Source organism: Haladaptatus sp. HS23 (genome assembly GCF_056892285.1).
In genome coordinates this window covers 176,464-196,786 of the sequence record NZ_JBXGLH010000006.1, presented here as the reverse complement: position 1 = coordinate 196,786, position 20,323 = coordinate 176,464, and the positions used below count along the sequence as shown (strand labels likewise).

Annotated in this window: 17 protein-coding genes; 10 read left to right on the top strand and 7 right to left on the bottom strand. The window is 50.3% G+C overall.

All coding sequences use genetic code 11. The features are described from left to right. Nucleotides 1-682: 682 nt before the first annotated feature. Complete coding sequence (locus tag AC1XDK_RS17350) at nucleotides 683-1,294, bottom strand: response regulator receiver protein (protein ID WP_483351222.1); 612 nt, start codon at nucleotides 1,292-1,294, stop codon at nucleotides 683-685. 282 nt (nucleotides 1,295-1,576) lie between these two features. Here AC1XDK_RS17350 and AC1XDK_RS17345 point away from each other — a divergent pair, with 282 nt between their 5' ends. Beyond that, the gene (locus AC1XDK_RS17345; protein ID WP_483351221.1) at nucleotides 1,577-1,750 is read left to right on the top strand and encodes a TFIIB-type zinc ribbon-containing protein; all 174 of its coding nucleotides are present in this window, start codon (nucleotides 1,577-1,579) and stop codon (nucleotides 1,748-1,750) included. An 851-nt stretch (nucleotides 1,751-2,601) separates the two neighbouring features. Here AC1XDK_RS17345 and AC1XDK_RS17340 read toward each other — a convergent pair. Further along, a complete protein-coding gene (locus AC1XDK_RS17340; RefSeq protein ID WP_483351220.1) occupies nucleotides 2,602-3,072 on the bottom strand; it encodes an ArsR family transcriptional regulator in 471 nt (156 codons plus the stop codon). 115 nt (nucleotides 3,073-3,187) lie between these two features. Here AC1XDK_RS17340 and AC1XDK_RS17335 point away from each other — a divergent pair, with 115 nt between their 5' ends. Beyond that, nucleotides 3,188-3,970: a DUF8170 family protein gene (locus AC1XDK_RS17335; RefSeq protein WP_483351219.1), complete on the top strand. Its 783-nt coding sequence runs from the start codon at nucleotides 3,188-3,190 to the stop codon at nucleotides 3,968-3,970. A 534-nt stretch (nucleotides 3,971-4,504) separates the two neighbouring features. Continuing rightward, a complete protein-coding gene (locus AC1XDK_RS17330) occupies nucleotides 4,505-5,707 on the top strand; it encodes an MFS transporter (protein WP_483351218.1) in 1,203 nt (400 codons plus the stop codon). Between the two features lie 838 nt (nucleotides 5,708-6,545). On the opposite strand, the gene AC1XDK_RS17325 is transcribed toward AC1XDK_RS17330, so the two are convergent. Further along, nucleotides 6,546-6,725, bottom strand: coding sequence for a hypothetical protein (locus AC1XDK_RS17325; protein WP_483351217.1), 180 nt, complete (start codon nucleotides 6,723-6,725; stop codon nucleotides 6,546-6,548). A gap of 285 nt (nucleotides 6,726-7,010) precedes the next feature. On the opposite strand from AC1XDK_RS17325, the gene AC1XDK_RS17320 reads away from it, so the two are divergent. Then, a complete protein-coding gene (locus AC1XDK_RS17320) occupies nucleotides 7,011-8,024 on the top strand; it encodes a YihY/virulence factor BrkB family protein (RefSeq protein ID WP_483351216.1) in 1,014 nt (337 codons plus the stop codon). A 747-nt stretch (nucleotides 8,025-8,771) separates the two neighbouring features. Further along, nucleotides 8,772-9,680: an iron transporter gene (locus AC1XDK_RS17315; protein ID WP_483351215.1), complete on the top strand. Its 909-nt coding sequence runs from the start codon at nucleotides 8,772-8,774 to the stop codon at nucleotides 9,678-9,680. Here AC1XDK_RS17315 and AC1XDK_RS17310 read toward each other — a convergent pair whose 3' ends face one another. After that, nucleotides 9,681-11,096, bottom strand: coding sequence for an ABC transporter permease family protein (locus AC1XDK_RS17310; RefSeq protein ID WP_483351214.1), 1,416 nt, complete (start codon nucleotides 11,094-11,096; stop codon nucleotides 9,681-9,683). Between the two features lie 526 nt (nucleotides 11,097-11,622). Between AC1XDK_RS17310 and AC1XDK_RS17305 the strand changes: the two genes are divergently transcribed. From AC1XDK_RS17305 to AC1XDK_RS17290, 4 genes are all read left to right on the top strand, one after another. Then, nucleotides 11,623-14,502, top strand: a complete 2,880-nt coding sequence (locus AC1XDK_RS17305; protein ID WP_483351213.1) for a bacterio-opsin activator domain-containing protein — start codon at nucleotides 11,623-11,625, stop codon at nucleotides 14,500-14,502. A gap of 382 nt (nucleotides 14,503-14,884) precedes the next feature. Continuing rightward, on the top strand, nucleotides 14,885-15,028 hold the full coding sequence (locus AC1XDK_RS17300) for a rubrerythrin-like domain-containing protein (RefSeq protein WP_483351212.1): 144 nt from the start codon (nucleotides 14,885-14,887) through the stop codon (nucleotides 15,026-15,028). 3 nt (nucleotides 15,029-15,031) lie between these two features. Further along, nucleotides 15,032-16,315, top strand: a complete 1,284-nt coding sequence (gene gdhB, locus AC1XDK_RS17295; RefSeq protein ID WP_483351211.1) for a glutamate dehydrogenase GdhB — start codon at nucleotides 15,032-15,034, stop codon at nucleotides 16,313-16,315. Between the two features lie 411 nt (nucleotides 16,316-16,726). Then, a complete protein-coding gene (locus AC1XDK_RS17290; RefSeq protein WP_483351210.1) occupies nucleotides 16,727-17,464 on the top strand; it encodes a uroporphyrinogen-III synthase in 738 nt (245 codons plus the stop codon). Between the two features lie 399 nt (nucleotides 17,465-17,863). On the opposite strand, the gene AC1XDK_RS17285 is transcribed toward AC1XDK_RS17290, so the two are convergent. Beyond that, entirely contained in the window at nucleotides 17,864-18,145 is a 282-nt protein-coding gene (locus AC1XDK_RS17285) for a hypothetical protein (protein WP_483351209.1), read from the bottom strand. Between the two features lie 542 nt (nucleotides 18,146-18,687). After that, nucleotides 18,688-18,975, bottom strand: coding sequence for a hypothetical protein (locus tag AC1XDK_RS17280; protein ID WP_483351208.1), 288 nt, complete (start codon nucleotides 18,973-18,975; stop codon nucleotides 18,688-18,690). Between the two features lie 849 nt (nucleotides 18,976-19,824). Between AC1XDK_RS17280 and AC1XDK_RS17275 the strand changes: the two genes are divergently transcribed. Beyond that, the gene (locus AC1XDK_RS17275) at nucleotides 19,825-19,980 is read left to right on the top strand and encodes a DUF7563 family protein (protein ID WP_483351366.1); all 156 of its coding nucleotides are present in this window, start codon (nucleotides 19,825-19,827) and stop codon (nucleotides 19,978-19,980) included. A 10-nt stretch (nucleotides 19,981-19,990) separates the two neighbouring features. Here the strand turns inward: AC1XDK_RS17275 and AC1XDK_RS17270 are convergent, their stop codons facing one another. Then, nucleotides 19,991-20,227: a hypothetical protein gene (locus AC1XDK_RS17270; protein WP_483351207.1), complete on the bottom strand. Its 237-nt coding sequence runs from the start codon at nucleotides 20,225-20,227 to the stop codon at nucleotides 19,991-19,993. Between the last annotated feature and the right edge of the window lie 96 nt (nucleotides 20,228-20,323).

The window sequence follows — 20,323 nt, the reverse complement described above, 5'->3', positions numbered from 1 at the left end:
TTTCACCATTGTGAACAATACTCACTCGAAAAGTACGAGATATCATCTTATACCACGATATTTATACTGTCAACAGTACCCTGAAACTATATCTACAACGTGAGTTGCGAATTCCGATTTCAGCAGGCGGTAGGGTGGAGCCTCCTTCCTCAACGAACGAAGTGAGTAAGGAAGAAATGAAATCCGTTCGAGAAAGCTTAATACATCCGAAGCCGCGTGATAATTCACTACTGCCATGGCACAAGCCCAGGACAGTAGGCGCCATAAGTAAACTGGTGCCAATGGTGCGGGAGTACCGCCCCCTACACTCGGGAACGACGACCGCGAACGTGACGCTTTTGGCCTCTCTGTCCCCATTTTGGGATAGAGTGAGAGAACACCGGGAATTAAATCGGCGGGACAATCCACGGGACGGGTCCGGTAAGTGAGTCGCAGCAACACTCCGACTCACTGCTCGACCCGTGGACGGTAATAGGAAGCCGGGCCGCGTCCATGCATGGGGTCGCGGGGCACAATGTCGTTGCAGTAAAACCCCATCCTCAAGGAGTGACCGACCGCCGCAAGGCGGAAGGAAGCGAGTAGGGCGGGGTAGTTTATTGATACGCTTTGCAGATACAGCAGTGACTGTCAAAAGCGCAAGTCACGAGAGTACCGTTCCACCGTATCGCAAGAATCTGTGGGGCTAGCTCCTTCCGGGGGATGCGTCGAGTGCATCGTCAAGACCACTCTTCACTGCCTCACGGATGGAATGATCAGTTTCTGGGTCAGCAAGTGCTTCTTCGAATCGCTGTTGATACCGATGATCGACTGCTTCAGCAGCCTGTTCGGCGTCGAGTATCCGTCGATATCTCCCAATAGTGCTCTTGCTTGTATCGAGTGCCTCGGCGATCTTTGCAGTCGATGTCTCGGCATCAAGGAGATCTCGAAGTTCGTCTAGATCGACCGGAGCGTCAAAATCCGTCTCGCGAAATAATTGAAGATGGATTCGTGCTCGTGTGACAGTCTTATCGCGGCTTGCGTTCCCTAATTCGCGTGCGATCGCGGTATCCGAGTAGTCCTGGTAAAACAGTCGAACCAGCGTTATGAGCTCATCAGTCTCGAGCGATGTTCGGAATCCATACTTTTGCTTCATCTCCTGAATGATGGCACGCAGGGATTCGCTGGGCACGGAGTTGCTCTCAAGTGTTCCGGGGGTCTCCTGTTGATCTTCAGTAACTGTGTGATCACCAGCAACATCGAGAAAAATCTCCCGTAGTCGGTCAGTTTTTTCCTGTGTAATATCTGTTTCTGCCATTCCAGCCTAGAAAACTAGTCACCGTACCCGTATCAACCCATCGAACATGATCTGAGTAGACAGGTTGACGACATCCTCCCCGCGCTCAAGCGCGAGGACTCCCACGAGTTGGGATAAGTAGGGTTCGTAGTCTACGACCTATTCTCGTGGGGCGAAACGGATCTCACCGCGTCGAACAAAAATTCTGAGGTTCAAGGTGCAGAGTAGCTCTCGTTGAGGGTCAACCGCAGGGAATTTTTTCGCCCCTGAAAGGGAGGAGCGTCTCGATGAGAGGTGATTTCAATGAGACTCAGCAACAGCTATGCGACTGGCTTCGATGAAGACGTACCGAGCGAACTAACCAACCAGTGCCCCAGATGCGGCGGCCTAGTCACCAACGTGATTGAAACAGTCTGTGAGGACTGTGGGCTCGTCATCGACGACCAACAGACCAATCACAGGCCAGAGTTCGCATGAAAGACTTCCTGACGCAGCTCACTGGCCGGTCACACAGCACTGTCATTGCTGAGTGCCGAAAGTGGGGAACCACGGTCGAGGTCGAAACGAGCGAGTGTCCGGAATGCGACCATGACGGAATCGCGATTTACCGATTCGATTGATCGACCTAATTTCCTTTCGACCCTTGCTACAACGTCGAGAACATGTTTTGTTGCCCCCGAGGGGTGCGGGGAACACTGCGTGCTTCGTGGAGCGAGTATGTCCAGTAAACACGTCCTATCCCACCAGACGTTCACGAACCGAGTTGCAAAGCGCGTCCGGTACGAAGCCCTCGAATTTTCACTCACAACGAGGGGTGTCCTCGTTCGGAATACGAGTCACGCAAATCCGGCCGACCACGAATATCTCGTCATCGTTCGTAATGGGATCCCCATTTCTATGAGTGCCTGACGGATGATCGATACGACGGAGCCTGCAAACACCGGGTCAGCGTCGCAATTCGAACGCCACTCCTGCAAGTGGCGACAGACCACGACCACATGGCGGACGGTGAGACACAAATTGAAACCGAAACCTGAAACCCATGCAGACGACGGCGCTAGTAACCAGCCAGCGGACTGTGAGGGGCTCGGTGGCTTTCCGTATTGGCCTTGTGTGCGATCCGGACGTCGCGATCTCCAGAAGAAATAGTGCGAGTCACATGTGAGTCTGCTTGTCTTTAAAACTCGATTCCTGAATAAGGAGCCAGAACCTTGGTACGATCGACAGGAGATACGTTAGAGGTCAACTCTAGACACCAGAATTCTGTTCGGGAATGATAGTGATGGCCCATTTACCAGCTCGGACTCCATTACCAGTCCAACGTCTTATCAGAGCGCGTCAGATACCTTGGGTTCGTCAAACTCGAGGGCTTCCGTAACGGCCTCTGGAAGGGCCGGTCGCGGTGCGCCCTCATGACGTGTTATCCGCTCAGATTTTCGCGTTTCCTCGTAGACAGCACGTGCAACCGGGACACCTCGGAGGAAGTTATGTTCGTAGAGAATCTCGACGCCATGTTCAGTCGGCCCCCAGAACTTCGAGGGTAAATTCCGTGTCGACACGTTCGGTTCGTGGACGTAGACGTCGAGGATACCTGCTTCTCGTAGTGTCTCGAGTTGGTCGAGAATCGCTGCCTCATTCTTCGGAATCATATAGTCAAGCTCAGCCAGCGACATGAGGTGAGCTGGGTGGCCAAGAATCAGTTGAATGATGAGGTGACGAGTCTCTTGCGAGAGCAACTCACGCATTCTTCGCTGCTCTGCAAACGGATCCTCGAATCCTTCAGGGGCCGTATCGCTCATACTACACAGTAGTGTTCTCGGGCGCATAATGGTTTGGGTCAAATAAGTCAATAGAGTCGCAATACAATTGACTCAATTAGAAACGTCTTTTACTCAGTTAATTGCATATAGATGTATGAGCACTCCATCCGTTCCGCCGAATGCTGGAAAGATTATGGCAGCTGTTCAGCGAGCGTTACGAGGATTAGATGTTAGATCCACGGAAGCGGTCCAGATCCTCTCATGGGCAAATAATGAGACACCCGCGATCTACGATCGGGATCAGACCGCATATCTCGTCCTCGGAAGTTATCGTGACCCGTACCTTCGCCGGGTACGGGCAGTCAGTGATCGATTGAACCGTCGATATGGAACCTATGCATTTCTCATTGGCGATCTCACAGACATCGACATCCCACGACTCCCGGAATTCCGCGTGAAATTCCATATCACAGCAACGCTCAGTGACTACGTCGCAGCTGTATTCGAACAGGATGCGGGCGGTGAAGTCAACGAACTCGGTAAAATCGGTGAAACTGAGTACTTTGAGAAAGCATACGCTTTTCCTCGCGCCTACCACTGGGAAACTGAAGCACATCTCACAGGTGAACACGATGTACTCGCTGCGGCTGCACAACTCATGGCTGCCACGGACATCAACGAGGAGACCAAAACTACAGAACTCGGGGCGCTCGTCGAACGCGCTAAAGAAGCTGATATCAACGTCACTGTCGATACCCTTGTTGATAAACTCCAGGAGCGAGAGATTGAGGTTCCTTCGTACAGCTGGGTACACCTGAACGACTTCCGTCTCTTCGAACTACACGGTCGGTGTTACCCCTGGACGACTGAGGATGAGTTACTTGACGTAGCAGACGAGCTTCCCGGGTTACCACGACCAGGATGGGAGCAACAATAGCACAGATCCCGCGTTTGGATTCCTACAAACCACCAATATTCCAACATTTGCCCTGTGGACGGGATCTATAGGTGCTCGCGTCAACTCCGACACGAGCACGGACTAGATTATTCCTCGTGCAACACTAGTAAGCAGACGTACACAATCGACTACACTTCAGATTGTTCGCTGGATCGCAAAGTGACCAACCCGGTTGAGAAACTACAGCGTCGTGTGGAAGGACGAACGCGTGTGCGTCCCAAGGAGATGCTCAGGCCACTCGTGTGAGTACGCGCTCCCGGACTACGAGCAGACACGGAAGTACCGTCACACAGGCGATGAACGCGTAGACGATACTCAACCCGGTGACAATGCCAAAGCGTTGAAGCGGGGGTGACAAAGCCAGTGCGAGCACCCCAAAGCCTGCCGCGGCGGTACAAGTCATCCTCAATACAGATTAACAAGGCGAAGTTTGCCGCATGGTCTTTCGAATTTCTGTCTTCACGAAGAACAGAAAGGTGTTTGAGAGTGCTCCGAGAACTGAGCACACAAACAGTGAGTGACCGACCAATCACAGGAGAGTCTCGACGCGAGACGTTAGGTCTGCTCATTGGTTTTTTCTTGCTTTCGACAGCGGCTGCAGCCTACGAGATCGCGCCGGCGAGCGTCTTGCCGGTGATACAAGAATCACTCGAACTCAAGGCAAGTACAGCAGGGTGGCTCGTGAGCATTATGTACGCGACTGCAGTCGTCACCAGTGTCCCTGCTGGTATTGCTATCGACCGCTTTTCGGTGCGTCGGGTGATTATTTTCGGTACCGTCGCACTGGTTGTCGCAGGTGTCTGGGGCTGGTACGCGGCCAGCGCCAGCGCGTTTCTCTGGCTGCTCGTTTCGCGCGTGCTCGGCGGTATCGCGTACGTCATCTTCTGGAACGCGGGTGCGAACGTCGTCGGGAGTGCTGTTACACCCCGATATCGAGCAACCGCTGTCGGCGTGTTTACTGCAAGCGCACCCGTTGGATTCGCGCTTGGCCAGTTCGGTAGTCCCCTCATCGCAACTGTTGCTGGGTGGCCTGCAATCCTCCCACTGTACGCCGCCGTGGGTGTCGTCGGTGTCACGATTTTCTTGCTCGCGACCCGTCACTACGTTCCCGGGGTTGATGCGTCTGCGCCGGACCGCACAGCGCTACACAAATTGTTTACCAATCAGTCGGTCTGGATCGTCTGTGTACTTTGCTTTCTTGCCTACTCGCTGTATCTCTTTGTCAATACATGGTTGCCGAGCTACCTAGTCGACGAATTCGACATCTCGCTGGCAGCGAGCGGCCTGCTGACCGCGCTGTTTCCGGCGATTGGAGCGATTGGACGGTCAAGCAGTGGTATCGTCTCCAATCGGGTTTTTGGTGGGAAACGTCGCCCCGTTGTCGTGTCGTCGTTCGTCGTCGCCGCACCCGCAGTCGTCGCCTTCGCATTTATCTCCCGACTTGGGCTCGTTGGCGGGGCGATAATCGTCGTCGGCTTCGCTATCCAGCTCGTTACCGGACTACTCTTTTCGTACATCACCGAACTCGTCCCGTCGGCGGTACGGACCACAGCTGTTTCGTTACTGACGAGCGTTGGCCTGTTGGGCGCATTTGCTGCACCCATCGCTGCCGGCACCATTATCGACCGTGCAGGCTATGGACCGGCTTTCCTCGTCGCTGGTGGGGTCGCGCTCATCGGTGTCCTCTTAGCGCTGCGCGCACCCGAGCCCAAGTAAGAGCACGTCTCTTCTGACAGCAGTTGGTGAGATGTGTCTGACGGCTGCTGGAAAGGTTTCGACAAGTTTCCGGAATGTCAAGTATATCTTGCAAGCCTGATACGGTGATGGCGTCGATCACTACATTCGCGTAGTTCAAGTTCTTGTTTTCAGTTGTCGTAGATATATGAGTAGAAGGCGGATAGATGTCAAGAATGTATGAACCGTGTCAATTTCGGTGGGACTTGTCGACCACAGGATTAATCGTGATAGCATAACGTAATGATCCCTCGGTTCCCGTCAAAACGGTACAGCATTGGCAGGGCTGTGAGAATCGTACCGGCTTTCAGAAATACTAATTCTAAACTCCCATGCTTGCTTTCTCTTTCTCTTATTACGTAGACTAAATATTTTTGTGTGTTGGAATCATATTTTACCTGCCCGCAAAAAAGCGGGCAACTATGCCAGAAGGCGCATCACGATATGGCCCTTCTGTCGCGCTCATTACCGCAGGCGGCACAGTACTCGCCGGTGGTGAAACCACTGGTTGGGTACTAGTTGCCTTGGGTATCTATTGGGCACGATGGAATCCAGGCGGATTCACCGGGTAAGCGAATATCCGCCTGCCATCCCACCTTTATCCGTTGGATACGCCATTCTAAAGAATGGACAGATACTGTATCCAGGCAGCAAGTACGTAGCAGGCAACATAAGAGTAATGGTATCGCGTGGCACGACTCAAAAATTGACGTACAGGAATATATACGCCTATGAACGCTCGCTGGTCGGTGATCTCCGAGAATGTCATGAGGTGAGCATGGAGAAAAAGAGCTGGAGCGGTGGGTAGTTCGGCAGTTCCTTACACCCGCACGAACGCATGGCCAACACGGGAAGCCACCGAGGCCGCCACAGTCGTGGTCTTCGGTTTGACATTGTCTTCGTCCTCCGAGAGGAAAGTATCGAGTGTGCCGTCGCCAGTTGCGGTTTCGACGGCAGCCATATGCTTGCTGAAGGCGTCCGGTGGACGTGGTGTGGGCACATGCAGATCGTTGCGTCGTCCGATACATCGTCCAGCGTGACGACATATGGTGGTCTGCGGGGGCCTGTCTCTCATTGGTAGAATTGCGGTAAGTCTTGTATTCTCCCATGTAGTGCAGCAATCTACGATGAGCTGGAAGTTCTCGTCGGCAATTAAGAGAGTTTGCGTGGAGAGCTGGGAAACAACACCATCCGAGGAAAAAGAATCACGTCAACCCTTCCAATTAAATTGTCCAGATGAGATAGTGAAACTATGCGTATCCAGTCGATAGTGTCACGAGCGAAAATGACAAAGACCGTTTTTAGCGAAAAGAACGTCACCTTTCTCGCGGGAAGCATTTCTTACAGCGCATTTGTTTCACTTGTCCCGCTAATTCTCTTCTTTTTCCTCGCAGTATCTGTGTTCGGAGCTCCAGACCTACAACAGCGGATCATTACGGTCACCACTAACAATGTCTCCCCATCAGTTGGTGGAGTCATCAAGGTGATGATTCAACAACAAAATGGTGCCAGTACCGGATCAAACGTCGGCGCCTCCGTTATCGGGGCACTAACACTCGTCTGGGGTGCGATCAAGGTGTTCCGCGGGCTCGACACTGCTTTCTCAGAGATTTATGAAACGACCGCGAAGGAGTCGTTCATCGGGCAGATCAAGAAGAGTCTACTCATGCTTGTAACCCTAACACTAGGAATTGTCGCCATGGTTGTCGCAACTAGTGTCGTCGCGTATTTCTCTTTCATTCCATTTATCGAATTTGCAGTTCCCCTGTTGCTCATTGCCGGTCTCGTTGTCGCCTTTTTCCCAATGTATTACTTATTCCCAGATATCGACGTCACACCGCGAGATGTGCTCCCCGGAACGATCGTCGGGGCTGTTGGCTGGGCAGTCCTACAGGTGCTGTTTCAGGTGTATGTGTCTTTGAGTGGAGGCGGTAGCAATCTCATTGCAAGCATTCTCCTGTTAGTCACCTGGCTGTACTTCAGCGGTGTTATTCTATTGTTGGGCGCAGTGGTTAATGCGGTCGTCATCGGTCGTGCTGGCGAGGTTGTCGAAGAGGAGGTCGAGCCCTCGGCACTGAACACAGACATGAGCCGCGACGAGGCAGCGACGTATCTTCGTCGGCTCCGTGAGGATCTTACTAACCGCTTTGAAGGGATGCGTCCAATGAATGAGGGAACCGTCGCTGAACGCAACCCGCCGCGGGACACCATTGCTGTCACTGAGGGAACTCGAGAGGACGAGGAAGGGACGGCACACGAAGTACGTTTGCGGTGGTATTCAGAGGGCGATAGCGGGTAATCTGATCGTCACAATTCTCGTACACAAGCCACTATTCGGGTGCAGTGAAGCGGTCGTGGTATTCCGAAGGATTGCCTCCAGCGTCCGTCGTCAATAGAGACGGTATACTGGTGATCTACAGGGTTCTCATGGCGCTCGTTGGAAACTTTGATGAGTCCAGGGAAAACGTCGAAGGCAAATTGGTCGGCCTGTGCGCGTTTCTATGCCGTCTCAACACGGTCAGAAACTGTGCAAATCCATTCTACAGAGAGTCACCCTGTCGCGTGAAAATCGACTCCCGATCTGAAAAATGGAGTAAGCGGATATGCTATCCAAACAGTGCCATCCGACTAAGGGCAATCGCGTCCTGGGACGTCAACTCACCATTACAGTTCGGGACAGACGTCGGACGGCTGCTCGTAAGTGCGGCAGCTGTATCGGCATCTATCGGCTCAAAACCAGCGGGTGGAGAAAAGGTTGTATTGGCCACCGTGTTTGTGGTCAGATATCTGTGGTTGAAGTCGAGCTCGCTCCGTTCACTGCCGATAACGAAGGTCAATTCGACTACTGAACCAATACCCTCATTCAACTACTGGCGCAACTCTCCATTCAATGGATCGGCGAACATTCCTTCAGGCAGGAACAGCACTTGCAGGAGGATCACTGTTGACTGGCTGTTTGGATTCACTGGGGTTCCAACGACAGTCAGCCTGGCGCGACCCTCCGATTGTTAAGAATCGTCCTGCTGCAGTCTACTATCCCGCTTACATGGAGGGGATGGAAATGTATGGAATGGGTAAAGATGGGGATTATCGATTTGCATTGATGTACTCGTATCCACATCGATTTTGGAACGTTAGCGGACGATCGAGTAATAAGGTGGTCGTTCAGCCGGATGACACGCTTCACATGATGGTCACCACATGGGACGCGAAAACAGGGATAGTCATTCCAGCAGATATCCAGCTCACGATCAAAAAGGGGGGAAGAACAGTTGATTCTCGAGCACCGTGGCCGATGATCTCTCAGAATATGGGGTTCCATTACGGAGACAATGTGAGTCTAGACGGCAACGGATCCTACAGCGCGACGATTACGGTTGGATCGATCAGTGTCCGTCGTACCGGTTCGATTGCATCCCAATTAACGGACAAGGCGTCCACGACCATCGACTTCGAATTTAACACTGACCAGATTTACGACGTCGAATACCGTGAGTTCGAGGAGAAGGGGGGCAACCGTGACGCTCTCGAGCCGATGGCGATGAAAGCACCAATAGGCCGAGCCCCGTCCCCGAAGTCCATGCCGGGTTCACTTGTCGGAACGAAATCATCCGGGGACGCGGAATTCGTCGTTGCAATGGTCGATGGGCAAAACCGATTCACCGACGATAGAAGTTCGTATCTCGCGGTTTCACCGCGAACCCCGTACAATCAGATCGTACTCCCACGGATGTCGCTCTCTATGGAACTCGCCCGAAATGGAAAGACCGTTGCAGAAGAGACACTCACCCCGACCCTTGACCCGGTATTCGATACACATTATGGCACTCCGATAAATGACGTACAATCCGGTGATACGCTTCGAATCGTGGTCGATTCGCCACCACAGCTCGCCCGGCACGATGGGTACGAGACAGCATTCATGAAAATGCGGCCAATGGAATTCACCGTCTGATTACGACACGAAGGCTGGACTGGCGGTCGGGAGCGAGATGAGCCATAAGCTGATGATAGTGTAACAGATCATAACAAAAATGAACGCGTACTGACTTCGAATCGCTTGAAGACGGCTCGGGAATGTTGCATAGGCCTGTGAATGAGCGAGCCAGACGGCAAGCAGATGGCCGACCAGAATGAATGCGATGGTCAGCCCGCCGAACCAACCGGGAAGAGTCAAGACGATCGGATTTGCTGGCGGGGAGAGGGGCGAGGTAATCGCAGGAATGAGCGATGGGAGCAGCGAGACGAAGAACCCGAAGTAGTGAGCAAGATGATAGCCGACAGCAATGGCAAGCAGCGGCGGTGCGAACCGGAGGGCGATCGTTCGAGGTGTGAGGTAAGTGCTGCCCGTATTTCGGGCAACGTATGCTGCGAACCAAAATGCTCCGAGGAAGAGCGCGTATCCGATAACGAAGAGCAATCCATAGACGAGAATAGATGGTATCCCGAGGTCGACGATAGCAGTGACGAAGGCAACACCGGACGTCGTCGTGACGAATCCACTGAAGGTGAGTTCCCAGATCAGCGCGATCACGAATGCAACATCAGCATTACTTGCGACAGAGTCGGAATCAGGAAGGTCGAATCCGGGTGGACGGAGCGTCACGCCTCCCTCTGACCATCGAAGTGGTGCAACCTGACCGTAGAAATGGAACGTAACAGACAACGGATCAACGTTCGAAAACCACGAATTCGGAGTGTAGACGACTGCACCAGTGATTGTGATCACCGAATAAACACAGATGGCTATTGCGAGCAGTGTCGGGTCCTTATTGACGGGGGTAACCGTCTCAAGCCATACGAGCGTTAACAGTCCGACGACAGCGGGCCACCGGTCAAGTGTAGTGGGATACTCACGATCGAGAGTGGGGAGTCGCCGTGAAATCGTTCGCCATGGGTTCATCGCTGGCCAAATGTTTCCGACCGTGTAGACCATCATCGTTAGCCCAGCACGGACACCCGCGAATACAAGAATAACTGCAACGTTAACAGTCGGAATCTGTGGTCCGACAAATCCAGTATAAAGGATGATAGCGAGAGCAAGAATTCCGATAAGTTGGGCGAGAAAAGATAGATCTCTCTTTAGTGAAACGCGCATCGGGAGCAGCTTTCGCCAGTCGTGAATCGATCGGACGAACGCTCGGTTAGTGACAACGCTTGCGAGGATGGCAGATGCACCGATTGCCGCACCGCCGGTTGCTAAATATAACCACTGTGGCACTGCGAGTGTTCGATTTGAGGCGTCTGAAAGCGCCACAGCCCCATTGCTTGCAGCGACTACATCGGTGAAAATACCTGCCAGAACCGTTCCAACGACGGCGATTACGAACGATCGACCGAACGGATTCCGCGGAAATTTGCTGGAGGGCATCGAATATAGAGAGTTCGAAAGCGTATCAATTGTAGTTGTCGAAGGCACCTCGACACAGAGGAGTTTCTCGGTATGAAAATTTGATTGAATACGTGCTAGAACGGTCAAGGTTGATGATATTCGAGGATTGCACCCGAATACCCTTGGTCGGACCGTGGCAATCTTGCCCGACGGAATTTCATTTCGGTCATGCCCCGATACCGTGGCATCACTTGTATTTCGGATTAGGCTCGACTTCGTGGGAACGAGCTCAGTATGGAGATGATCAATAAGTAACGAACCGTGAGCGTTACCATCTCCTGTTGAACAGCAAAGGTTGTTACTTCATGGTGGTTAAAAGACAAACCGTGTTGCCGAGTGGCAACCATCTTTGCAAATTCCATTCAATAAATAATACTGCTACTTTACGATCATCACAGTGTACTACACCGAGATACGTAAACCAACGTACAACAATATACGACTACCCAGTACGAAACTACGACAATACGGAATATTGAACCCTCGGGGGTTCTATTATTAAGTGATGCCGATTCCATCCAGCATGCTCCCCTCGACCCAAATCCTTCTCGTAGGAACAAGTGAATGGATTTCAAAAGTTGCTGAGTTGGTGGAAACACAAAGTCAAGCGTCTATACGATCAGTTGCAAAGATTGACGACGCTATTGAGGCCTTCCAAGAACAATCTCCCGATTGTATTATCTCTGAACTTGACCTTCAGAAATCAACAGGGGTTGAACTATTACGCTCAATTCGTGACAAAACTACAACGCTCCCAATAATCCTATGTGCTTCTTCTGGGAGCGAATCGATCGCCAGTGAAGCAATCGCTGCTGGTGTCACTGATTATATTAAGATCACCGATTCGCCCGAACAGATGTATACTGAAATCATCAAACGAATCGAACAAAGCATTCGCTCTGCGCGGCGGACAACCACCCAGCGGGATCGAGCCAGACAGTTTGATGCAATCTTCCACGACACGCGGACAGCTACATGGGTACTCGATCCAGATGGTTCTTTAGCTCGTGCCAATCAAACTGCTCGGAATGTAATTGAGGCGGATATTGAGGACCTTGTTGGACAACCGTTCTGGATGCTTCCATGGTGGTCTCAAGTAGATGGCACCCAATCAGATGTACAGCGAATCATCGAGAAAGCCCTCGTTGGTAACTTCGGAAACGCCGTAATCAAACGAACCCCTGACGAAGACAACACACAAGTTATTGATCTGTCTGCTCGCCCTGTTCGTAAAGAGGATGGGAGCATTATTTCTATCATCGTCGAAGGTGTCGATATTACAGAACGAGTAACCCTCGAACGGGATCTTCGTCAATCTGAGGAACTCCACCGGGTCACACTCAACAACATGACCGACACGGTGCTCATAACAAACGAAGAAGGAGAATATACCTATATTTGTCCCAACGTTCACTTCATATTCGGCTATACAGCCGATGAAATCCGGAAGATGGGAACGATTGGCGAACTTCTTGGCGATGAACTCTTTGACCGCACCGACCTTGAAGCCAATGGCGTTCTCAAAAATATTGAATGTACTGCTACAGATAAAGCTGGTCGTGAACATACATTGTTAGTCAACATTCGCGAAGTCTCGATTCAGGATGGAACACGCCTGTACAGTTGTCGTGATATTACGAAGCGAAAACAGCGAGAAGACGCATTAGCGACCTTACAGGGAACAGCCCGTGATTTCCTCTATGCAGAAACATCCCAAGAGATCGCACATCATGTTGTTGATGATGTTCCAGGAGTCCTTGAGTTTGATGCGACTGCAGTCTATCTATTTGACACCGATAATAATGAATTGTATCCCGCTGTGCAGACGACCGCGATGGAACGGTTGAATGGGCCACTCCCGACCGTGCAGACCGATGGTGAAAGTATTACAAGCTACAGTTTTCTCGAAGACGAAGCACTCTTTTTCGACGATGTTCACAACAGTGACCGACTCGAAAACCAAGCAACAGACATACGGAGTGCTGCATACATACCGCTCGGAGATCATGGAGTCTTCATAGTAGGTTCATCCGAAGTCGGGCAATTTGATGAAGTAACTCGTGAACTCACAGATTTACTCGCAGTCACGGCTGAAGCAGCATTCGATCGAGTGAGACGAGAAAGTCGGCTGCGAGAACAGGACCGTGAACTCCAACATCAAAACAGCCAGCTCACAGCTCTGAACCGTGTTAATGAAATCATACGAGAGATCGACCAGGCACTCGTCCAAGCAGAAACGCGTGCGGAAATCGACCACACTGTTTGCGAACTTCTTACAGATGATGATAGGTTCACGTTTGCTTGGATCGGCGTATCGGATTCCAGTACAGGGACAGTCGAGCCGCAAGCGTGGGCAGGGAAAGAACAAGGTTATCTAGACAATGTATCCTTTGAAGTTGAAGAAACGGGGACGGAACCATCTGGTCGGACTGCAGCAACTCGAGAGGTGACTATGATTCCAAATGTTGCTGACCAACTTAGAGAGGAAATCTGGCGGAAGGCAGCATTGTCACGTGATTATCTTTCAGTGTTGAGTGTCCCACTCGCATACGATGAGTTCACCTATGGTGTCTTGACTGTCTACGCAAAAACGCAAACCGCATTCGATGAAACCTCTCGTGAGGTGCTCATAGAGCTCGGTGAAACGATAGCGTCCGCAACAAGTGCTATTGAACGAAAAAATGCGCTGCTCACCACATCAATGAACCGAGTCAAGTTTGACATAAATGACCCGACATTTATTCTTTCGCGGTTATCAGAGAAAGGAGAGTGTACGATATCCTATCAAGGAGGAGTCCAACAAACGGGTGACGGAAGTTATGTGTTTGTCTCTGCTACGGGTAGCCCAATAGATGTAGTGGAACAGGCTGCCGCAGATATTGCCGCCATTGACGAAGTGCAGCGAATTAGTGGTGGTGATACCGATGGTGTGCTTCGACTTCGGATCTCGCAACCGTTTGTTGCACTTGAGTTAGCAGATCACGGGGCTATCCTTCAAAGCGTATCAGTTAATGCGACGGCCGCAACGCTTGTGATTGACGTGCCAGAGAGTGTCGATGTTCGCCATATTAAGCACCTTATGACCGACACATTTGCAGATGTTGAACTTCGATCGAAGCAAACACTTGACCGATCGACAACTCAGGATTTATATTCTGAGTTCCTCGACCAGTTAACTGACCGACAGCTCGAAGTACTACAAACAGCGTATTATAGTGGGTTTTTCGAGACGCCGCGCGAAAATACGGGCGAAGAGGTTGCAGATACCTTGGGAATTTCACCCCCCGCGTTTTATCAACATGCTCGGACTATCCAGCGAAAGCTCTTCTCGACACTTTTCGATGAGATTGGAATCCCTGCAGTTGCATCACCGGCTGTTGAATAACATGTCTAGAATTGAAGACACACTTAGCTGTGTAACAGTACGTTGTGGTGATCACGACAATATGTCCAATTGAGCTATGACCCGCCGGGTTATCCAGATTGGAACTGCTGTGTGGATACTTCTAATTGGGATACTTCCGCTACTCGGTCTTGTGAGTTACTAACCGGGTAGCATACTAATGGGTGGTATTGGCGTTGTATTAGTGATCTATGGATACATCTCCTATTGGATTATCGGTGAACACATAGACTACACCCACTCGTTATGAAGATGGATAGATGATGGGGGAAACAGGGTTCAATAACAAACATAGTGGCAATAGTTTCACTTTGTTATTCAACAGTTACGATCATTCTCGACTGGTTCGTACTGTCACGTGACGATGAGAGACGTCAACTACGATTACGAAAGCAAAGCAGCGTATGAATGCTTTAGCTGTGGAACTGTTTTGATGGCCGAGACACATCCAGGGACATGTCCCGACTGTGGTGGCCCCATACGAAATCGCAGAACCCCCCTTGAATGACTCATGGCAGCAAATTCCCCCCAAGAAAAGAAAACTGACCCAATTGAATTCGAATCAGCGTTAGAAACAGCACGTCGACAACTGGCTCATGCAGCTAGTCAACTCGATATCGATTCAAACATCGTCGAGCGGCTCAAACATCCGGCGAAGATCCACGAAGTCACGGTCCCAATTGAGCGAGATGATGGGACGGTCGAGGTATTTACTGGCTATCGGGCACAACACGACAGTGTTCGAGGGCCGTTCAAAGGCGGTCTCAGATATCACCCTGGAGTCACCCGCGATGAGTGCGTTGGACTCTCAATGTGGATGACCTGGAAGTGTGCGGTAATGGATATCCCCTTTGGTGGTGCAAAGGGTGGTATCGTCGTCAATCCGAAAGCACTGAGCGAGACTGAAAAAGAACGACTCACCCGTCGGTTTACTCAGGAGATTCGGGATGTTATTGGTCCAAATCGGGATATTCCTGCTCCCGATATGGGAACGAACGCCCAGACGATGGCGTGGATTATGGACGCATATAGTATGCAAACGGGTGAAACATCTCCTGGTGTTGTTACAGGGAAACCTCCTGTTGTCGGTGGGAGCTATGGACGAGACGAGGCTCCAGGACGCAGTGTGGCTATTATCACCCGTGAAGTCTGTGACTACTACGACCGTCCGCTTGATGAGACGACCGTTGCTGTTCAAGGCTTCGGCAGTGTTGGCGCAAGTGCTGCTCGTCTCCTTGATGAATGGGGCGCGTCAATCGTCGCGATCAGCGACGTGAACGGTGCAGTGTACGAGCCAAATGGATTGGACGTAGCAGCGATTCCATCTCACGAAGAAGAGCCCGAAGCCGTCACTCGTGGTGTTGATGAAGTTCTTTCGAACGAAGAGTTACTCGCTCTCGACGTCGATGTATTGATTCCTGCTGCGATTGGGAACGTCATCACTGAAGCGAATGCAAACGATATCCAAGCAGAGATCATCGTTGAAGGGGCAAACGGGCCAACAACGTCCGGTGCTGATGCGATTCTCACAGAACGAGAGATACCCGTCGTTCCGGACATTCTTGCAAACGCTGGTGGTGTGACAGTGAGCTATTTCGAGTGGCTTCAAGATATTAACCGTCGAGCCTGGTCCCTCGAGAAGGTGAATAAAGAACTTGAGCATGAGATGCAAACCGCATGGAACGAAGTACGTCGTGAAGTCGATTCTCGTGCTGTAACGTGGCGAGATGCAGCGTACATTGTTGCTCTTTCACGGATTGCTGAAGCACATCAGACACGGGGGCTGTGGCCCTAAGTGATGGTCCATCGTCCGTTTGTTCGACCCCGAAACCCGTTAACCCCACTTGAACGAGGATTCGCTCGATTATTACGGATTGCTACCCTCGGGAGTGTAATCATCTGCCTTTCTTTTGCTGGATATCTTCTTATTGGATACTGTCTCTACCTAATTGGCGTCTATACACCTACATATACCATCTTAACTTTATCCGATCCGTTCTTTATTCTCTTAGGGTGCTGTGCAGGAGTAGTCATCTGTACTATGTCTGGATCTCTATTGCTTCTTACCTTGCTTTCAGATATCAAAGATGCAAATGCAGAATTTGTGATCTTAATGAGTCTGATTGGCTTTGGATTTGGCGCAGCGACAGTACGAGTGACTATTGGTGCGATCACAGCATATCTTGCTCTGGTGGGATTTCTGTAAATGGCAAAGCCATTGGTTGCTGTTTTTCGCCCTGACGATGATCGGATTCGCGAGGCGACTCAGTATCTTCAGTCTCTCGGTGTGTCTCCAATCGCTGACCCAATGCTAACTATTTGCCCTACGGGTCAATCGCCGAGATACGCAGATTATACTATCTTTACGAGTAAAACTGGTGTAGAACTAGCTGCCAAACAAGGATGGTCTGCAGAGGGGACGGTAGTTTGTGCGGTTGGCCAACAGACTGCGTCAGCATTACAGAACCAAGGGTATTCAGTCGAAGTTTGTCCGGAAATCTATACGTCTTCAGGTCTTGTTGAAGAATTATTTGATAGTGTACATAACCAAACGGTTGAAATCGCGCGTAGTGCCCATGGAAGTGATGTATTAGTTGAAGGGCTGAAAACGGCTGGTGCGATCGTCCACGAAACTCACTTGTATAGCCTAGAAAGACCGCCGACTGCTGGCCATTCTGTTTCGTTAGCGGTAGATTGTCAACTCGATGCGATACTATTCACGTCTCCCCGAACAGTAACCCACTTTTTTGCGATTGCGGATGAATCGGATAGCAGTACCGCATTACGATCTGGAATAGCGAATACGATCATCGGTGTGATTGGTACACCGACAGAACGTGCTGTAGTAGACAAAAAACTCACAATTGATATCAAACCAGAAACTGTGAGCTTTCGTCGACTTGCAGACCTTGCCGTTGAACAAATCAATGCCAGAACCAGGTAATGGACAATATTTGACTTATACTATGTGGATGACAACACGTATGAAGATAATTGGGCTGGTAGCGAGAGTCCCTGGAAAATAACGGCAGCTAGCTCAGTAGTGCGTAATCATTACCCCTTCAGTAGGGACGTATGGCGATCGATCACCGGACTCAAGCAATAAAGAGATCAGGAGTGAATTCGAAAAAGCGTACGCTCAGCCACCCCCCTTACACTCGGTCGAAGACAGATATCCAGGATATTTCATACATAACCAATAGAAACAGAGAATTCGAAGAAATCATCATAACAGTCGGTCATACGGACACAACTGTCGATCTGTTTATCGATGACAATTAACTGAACCTCAAATAGCGTATAGAGGGGTGTTTTACTGAGATTGATTTTAGATCATAGTTGCTTAGTGAATAATGCGGTGAGAATCAACGGCATGCCTAATTTCGCCTGCCTTCACACGTCCATGGGCCAGGAATGGTGCGATCACAGCAGTTTGATATCGAAGCTTTGATTTCGCTTCTTTCACACGGTCAGCAGTTGATAGGATCGCGAGAAGCATTCCTGAAGAATTTCGATACTCGATCGAGTTATCCACTTGCTTAGAACGGAGACCACCGACCGAGTTCGTGATAATCTCGTGTGCTTCTTCTTTCTCGATATCGAGATAGATCGTGACAAAGGCCATTCCTAATATAGAAAGTCGGGTTTAGAGTCGTATAACTCATTGGGGTCGAAAATGTCGATGGAGCTTGTAATAAGCATGTAGATTAGGAAATTGTTAGAAAACTCCAAAGAGAAGGTTATCTATCTCGAAGAGAGACGCACACTGTGTCGGATATAATCGATCATACCGAAGAACTATCTACGTACTGTGAGAGATAGGCGTTCAGGAACTCGACTTAGAATAGGATGCTATCGTACGAACCGTCGCAACGCCATCCATCAACTGTTCGCAATGAGGACATACAACCAGCCCCGAAGAGCCTCTCTCACTCGTACTTGTCTGTAGTAATCCGACGTCATCATCGGTCGTTATCGTACAATCGCACTCGGAACACCGTGCGCTGTCGATCGGATTGAGCGGCATATGTAAACGCAACGAAAGTGGTCCAAATCACCCTTTCTCTTGACTCACGTATGTAATTGAGATCCAGAACACAATTCTAGCCACTTTCATCCGAAGTTGTCATCGTGATTAAAACACAGTGCAACACCCAGTATATTATCTTATACCTTGATCTCTATGCCGTCTAAAGTATCTTCAATATCGTCAACTCTGTCTTCGAGGTTGTCAACGAAATCGAAGGTCTGGTCGGTAGTGATGGCTCCTTGTTTAGTTGGCTCAATTAAATTAGCTTCTTTAAGTGTTTGGAATGAATAGCGCACTTTATGACGAGGATACTCAGTTTCATGGGTGACTTTTACGATGCCAATCGGCTCGTCTTCAATGACCACCTGCATAATTCGGAGGTGTCGCGTCATCATCTCAACTTCGTTCTCGACTCGATCGATCATGGTGATTGCTAACCTACAACACACATAGGCTTAGTTCTTGTTGCCATGGAGAGTATTAATCAAGTGATACATCTCATTAGGCACTGTTCAGCAGACAGCGAAAATCATTGTACAGCAGATATCCAGCTCACTAAGGACAGATCGGGAGAGATATCTTGATACTCTTGCACCCAGATAGTCGAAGCGTTGGGCCTGGTTCTGCGCCCCGCTGTCGGAACGAAATTGATCGGTGTCTCCGGAAACCCATTTCCGGTGATGAGAATGAACGCAGAGCTAGCTAACAAAGGAGCGAAAGAGAGAAATGTGGAGAGTTATCAGTTCGCCACTTCTCTTTCCCAGAGTGCATAGTAGCTTGATGTCCTACGATGTGATATCAGCCATTGCACTGGTCAAAGACAAGCTATCGAGCACTCGTGTAGTAGCGAGAACTTAGGGTGGCTAAACGATTTTGGCAAAAGGATTAAAATCCCATCTAGAGTGGTCCAACTACCCACCGCCTTCTAAATTATGATACGATGTTCACCCGATTGAGGATGCCGAGATCGAGACAGATGTGACGGGGTGCGTGCGGACACACAATATACTGGAGATATTCGGCGACCGGGCGACAGAGAGGGGCTCAGTTCTCGAAAGTTTCGACAACACACTCTGACCATACTCAACAACAACAACATGGGAGAGCGTGGATACGATTCTCCGCTTGAATCGAGTCATGATCCACAAAGGAAATTATGAAAGCTGATATTGAGCCGTGTGCTGCCACCTACTGTCGGATCAGAGCAAGAGCACAATTTTCGAAGCGTGTCGATGAGCAAAAAGTTCAATAAATATCGTCCAACAGGAGTTGATATGCCTGAATGTGGTAACTGTGGTTCGTTTGTGACGCAACAGTACGTTCGTGTGTTTACCCCAGAAGAAACCGACATTCCCCGTGTGTGCCCCTATTGCGATGATCTTGTCCGGGACGGAAGCACTGTACGACAAGCGCGCTCATCTCGAGGATGAACGTTCCTCGCTATTCAGGTCGGTGATCAGTCAGCCGAAGCTTTCCTTCAACCTCGTAGACGTGACCTCGCATATAGAGTCGTTCGATGATATCTTCGGCAGCGGGTTGCTCAAGCTCCTCGCAATCTTTGAGAATCGTATACGCTTGCTCGTAGGTGAGCTCTCCTTCACTCGGAAGTTCATTTGCGAGTGTCTCGAGTACGTCCTGCGCAAGTGGTGTGAGTGGTGATTGCCGATTCGAAATCATCGGTATACTCACAGACACTGACTACCGATGTAAATCCTTGGGACAAAGTGACATGCGTCTTGTTGGTAATCGAATGCAAGGAGAACACACGGTGTG

Excerpts from the sequence above, each read along its gene's own strand:
- AC1XDK_RS17350 (WP_483351222.1), bottom strand. The coding sequence starts at position 1,294 with ATGGCAGAAACAGATATTACACAGGAAAAAACTGACCGACTACGGGAG.
- AC1XDK_RS17320 (WP_483351216.1), top strand. The coding sequence starts at position 7,011 with ATGACAAAGACCGTTTTTAGCGAAAAGAACGTCACCTTTCTCGCGGGA.
- AC1XDK_RS17290 (WP_483351210.1), top strand. The coding sequence starts at position 16,727 with ATGGCAAAGCCATTGGTTGCTGTTTTTCGCCCTGACGATGATCGGATT.
- AC1XDK_RS17335 (WP_483351219.1), top strand. The coding sequence starts at position 3,188 with ATGAGCACTCCATCCGTTCCGCCGAATGCTGGAAAGATTATGGCAGCT.
- AC1XDK_RS17340 (WP_483351220.1), bottom strand. The coding sequence starts at position 3,072 with ATGAGCGATACGGCCCCTGAAGGATTCGAGGATCCGTTTGCAGAGCAG.
- gdhB (WP_483351211.1), top strand. The coding sequence starts at position 15,032 with ATGGCAGCAAATTCCCCCCAAGAAAAGAAAACTGACCCAATTGAATTC.
- AC1XDK_RS17280 (WP_483351208.1), bottom strand. The coding sequence starts at position 18,975 with ATGATCGATCGAGTCGAGAACGAAGTTGAGATGATGACGCGACACCTC.
- AC1XDK_RS17310 (WP_483351214.1), bottom strand. The coding sequence starts at position 11,096 with ATGCCCTCCAGCAAATTTCCGCGGAATCCGTTCGGTCGATCGTTCGTA.
- AC1XDK_RS17270 (WP_483351207.1), bottom strand. The coding sequence starts at position 20,227 with ATGATTTCGAATCGGCAATCACCACTCACACCACTTGCGCAGGACGTA.
- AC1XDK_RS17285 (WP_483351209.1), bottom strand. The coding sequence starts at position 18,145 with ATGGCCTTTGTCACGATCTATCTCGATATCGAGAAAGAAGAAGCACAC.
- AC1XDK_RS17345 (WP_483351221.1), top strand. The coding sequence starts at position 1,577 with ATGAGACTCAGCAACAGCTATGCGACTGGCTTCGATGAAGACGTACCG.
- AC1XDK_RS17275 (WP_483351366.1), top strand. The coding sequence starts at position 19,825 with ATGCCTGAATGTGGTAACTGTGGTTCGTTTGTGACGCAACAGTACGTT.
- AC1XDK_RS17315 (WP_483351215.1), top strand. The coding sequence starts at position 8,772 with ATGGAGGGGATGGAAATGTATGGAATGGGTAAAGATGGGGATTATCGA.
- AC1XDK_RS17300 (WP_483351212.1), top strand. The coding sequence starts at position 14,885 with ATGAGAGACGTCAACTACGATTACGAAAGCAAAGCAGCGTATGAATGC.
- AC1XDK_RS17305 (WP_483351213.1), top strand. The coding sequence starts at position 11,623 with ATGCCGATTCCATCCAGCATGCTCCCCTCGACCCAAATCCTTCTCGTA.